The sequence below is a fragment of the Comamonas sp. NyZ500 genome, assembly GCF_016772095.1.
GTDB lineage: Bacteria > Pseudomonadota > Gammaproteobacteria > Burkholderiales > Burkholderiaceae_C > Comamonas > Comamonas thiooxydans.
Window position 1 is genome coordinate 1 of the sequence record NZ_JAEIJE010000047.1, and the last position, 2909, is coordinate 2909.

The following is a 2909-nucleotide window of genomic DNA, read 5'->3' on the forward strand; positions in this document are numbered from 1 at the left end:
AAGTTCCTCGGCTGGGCCTTCAGGCCCGGCAAGCGGAGCGCGCAGCGCCGGCACGGCGCGGAGGCGTCAGGGATTGATGCCCGAAGGGGCGAGACGCCGCAGGCGGCTCGATGCGCAGCACGAAAGCCCGGCCCCGTAGGGGAGACGCCCTAACGATGGCGGGAATCCTGGTGCAACAGGTCATAGACGCCCTGCCCTTCGCTGTGCTGGCAATACTGGCACCAGCGGAGCATCCCCGCAGGCGTAGCCCGCCATTGCGTCATGCCGCGCTTTGCACATACCGGGCAAAGCCCGCGTTTCGGCTTGCGGGCACCAAAGCCCTGGCCAGCTCTCACGCCCACGGCGCACACCCGAAAAAGGGCCACGCCGGGACGGCGAAGCCGTGCCGGCCAAGCCCAGCAGGATGCCGCGCGGCGGGGTGCAGCCCCAAGAGCGCCCGCCCGCGCAGGCGGGCGGTGGTCATCAGCATTGCCAGTTGGCGCGGAAGCCGCGCCAGTCGCGGGCCACAAAGCCCGTGGCCGATTCGAGCGCGGCGGCCAGGGCCTCGGCGCGTTCATGGGACGAGTGACGGCGGATCACGGCCGCAAACTCGGCCAGGGTCAGGCGGGAACCCCAGCGCACCAAGTAGCCCCATGCCGCGATAGCGTGGCGGATCAGTTCGTTGGTGGCGGTGTCGGCGGCGGTCTTGCTCATGGTCATATCCTCGGGTTGGATGGTCTAAGGGTGAAGCTCACGCGCGGGCCTGCTCGCCCTGGTGCGCATCAGCGGGTTGCAGCGCCGGCCAGCGGACGGCGCTCCGATTTAGGCGGCGGCCTCCAGCTCGGGCACGGCGCGGGATTCATCCAGGCGCAAGCGGGATTCGGGAACCGGGAACCACGGGCAATCCCAGTCCAGCAGATAGCGCGCTCCGTTCGCGTACTGGCCGCACGGCGAAGCCGGGCGCTGATAGAAGCCGGTGACGCGCAAGGGAAACTCAATGCCTGCCGGGTTCGTGTAAATCACCGGATCACCGGCCTTGAATCGCAAGGGCTGGCCGTTCTCGGGTGCATAGGGCTTTTGCGCGTCGTGCTGGGCGGTGACTTCCTCGGCCCATTCGTGGTGGCTGCTCATGGTGTCGTCCTTCGTGTAGTGGCGGGAGGGATGCCCGGCCGCGCGTCCAGCGTGGCCGGGCGGCTCGGGTTAGCCCTTCAGGCGGCGCATTTCCTCGGCCAGCACCCACAAGGCACGGTTCAGCTTAACGCTCTGGTCAATGCCGTTGACCGGGCGCGTTGTGGTGGTGCGGCCGCTGCGGTTGCGGCCGCGCAGTCCGCCCTTCATCATGTTTTCCTGCACGCGGTTGAAGGTCGTCCACATGTCGTCGCGGCGATCCTCGAAGCGGCGCGGGGCCAGGATTTGGGATTCAGTGACGGGCACCGCCCCGCTGTCCTGGTCGTCGTACTTCAGGGCCAGTGCAGCGCGGGCAAAGGCGGCCTGTTCGCCCTGGTTGAGCGTGAGCACCTGCATGGCCTCGCGCTGGGCGGTGGCTTCCTCGAAGCTGTCCAGCACCTTGAAAGCACCTTCGATCACTTCGCCCACCACGTCGCCGTTATGGCGCACGCGGATGTCGCTGGTTGTCTCGCCGCATACCATGCCGTTAGAGCACACAAAGCGGAACATGCCGGCCAGCATCTGGTAGCTGCTGGTGCCGTCGTGGCTGTTCAGCAGGATGATTTCGTTCGCCTCGCGGCCAGTGATCTGGTCGGCGTGGCGCAGGCGGATCATGTGCTTGGTGTGCTCGCGCTTTTCCTCGTTGCGCACGCGGGTCTGGCAAACCATGAAGGGCTGGAAACCCTCTTTGCGCAGGCCGTTCAAAACGTCAATGGTCGGGATATAGGTGTAACGCGCGGAGCGGCTTTCGTGGGCGGCCTCGGCAAAGATCGAGGGGGCCACGTTGCGGATTTGGTCATCCGACAAGGGCATGTCGGCACGGATACCGGAAGCATTGCGGAAGCGGCTTGCGAGTTGCATGGTCATTTCTCCAGTGAGTTGATGATGGTCTAGGGGTTTGAGGGCCGATAAGCCCGGCCTGCTCGCCGGGCCTATCGGTTGTTCAGGTCTGCGGCGCGGATTCGCGCAACATCCCTTGAATCTTGGCTTGGAGGTCTTCCAAGCGGGCCACCGCCTCGGCGGTGCCTTCTTCGTTCGGGCAGTAGTCTTTTTTGTCGTCGATGAGGTTCTTCACTGCATATTCCAAGTCGAAAAGCTCATCACGGGTAAAGCTGCTGGCCATGATTAGCGGCGGCCTTGACCGGCTTGCTCGGTGCTGTCGTAGTCGCGCATCCAGTCGTCGTGCTCGGCGTTGCCGGGGCCTTGCTGCTGCTGGCCAGCGTCACCGCCTGCACGGTTGCCGCTGGGACGGCCCAGGTACTGCACGCGCTCGGCCTCGAAGTTGAAACCGCCCTTGCGTTCGGCCTGCTTGTACCAGCTACGAATCCGGCCCATCACCGCCACGGTGGAACCCTTCTTCAGAAACTTGGCGTCGTTCTCGGCTTGCTTGCCGTAGGTCGTCACCGGGATGAAGTCGGTTTCTTCGTGCTTCTTGCCGTCGCGGTCGAAATAGACGTTATCCACGGCGACAGTGAAGGTCACGGAAGGCGTGCCGCTGGGCGTGTAGCGCAATTCCACGTCCTTGGTCACGTTGCCCACGATGGTGAAAGTGTTGATGCTGGCCATGATCGAAGCTCCTTTTTTGCTCGGTTGATGGTGGTCTTTGCTGCCTGGTGTAGAACCGTTCTTTGTTCCTACACCATGAGTCATATTGTACCATAAAACTATTGACCGTCAATAGTTTGCGAGAGAAAAAAGCCTGATTTTTCGCGGGTTCCGGGCTTGTGTTTCTTCGGGGTTCAGGCAAGCTACCTTGGAGCCTC

5 protein-coding genes are annotated in these 2909 nt (G+C 63.8%); all 5 read right to left on the reverse strand.

Features of this window, described 5'->3' with window-relative positions; genetic code table 11:
- Positions 1-462 precede the first annotated feature (462 nt).
- The 5 genes from JAO85_RS25435 to JAO85_RS25455 all read right to left on the reverse strand — a co-directional run bounded on the left by JAO85_RS25435 (position 463) and on the right by JAO85_RS25455 (position 2712).
- On the reverse strand, positions 463-693 hold the full coding sequence (locus tag JAO85_RS25435) for a hypothetical protein (RefSeq protein WP_017510837.1): 231 nt from the start codon (positions 691-693) through the stop codon (positions 463-465).
- 108 nt (positions 694-801) lie between these two features.
- Positions 802-1110, reverse strand: coding sequence for a hypothetical protein (locus JAO85_RS25440; RefSeq protein ID WP_009242150.1), 309 nt, complete (start codon positions 1108-1110; stop codon positions 802-804).
- A 69-nt stretch (positions 1111-1179) separates the two neighbouring features.
- A complete protein-coding gene (locus tag JAO85_RS25445; protein WP_017510838.1) occupies positions 1180-2007 on the reverse strand; it encodes a DUF932 domain-containing protein in 828 nt (275 codons plus the stop codon).
- An 82-nt stretch (positions 2008-2089) separates the two neighbouring features.
- Positions 2090-2269: a hypothetical protein gene (locus JAO85_RS25450; RefSeq protein ID WP_009242152.1), complete on the reverse strand. Its 180-nt coding sequence runs from the start codon at positions 2267-2269 to the stop codon at positions 2090-2092.
- Between the two features lie 2 nt (positions 2270-2271).
- A complete protein-coding gene (locus tag JAO85_RS25455) occupies positions 2272-2712 on the reverse strand; it encodes a single-stranded DNA-binding protein (protein ID WP_009242153.1) in 441 nt (146 codons plus the stop codon).
- Between the last annotated feature and the right edge of the window lie 197 nt (positions 2713-2909).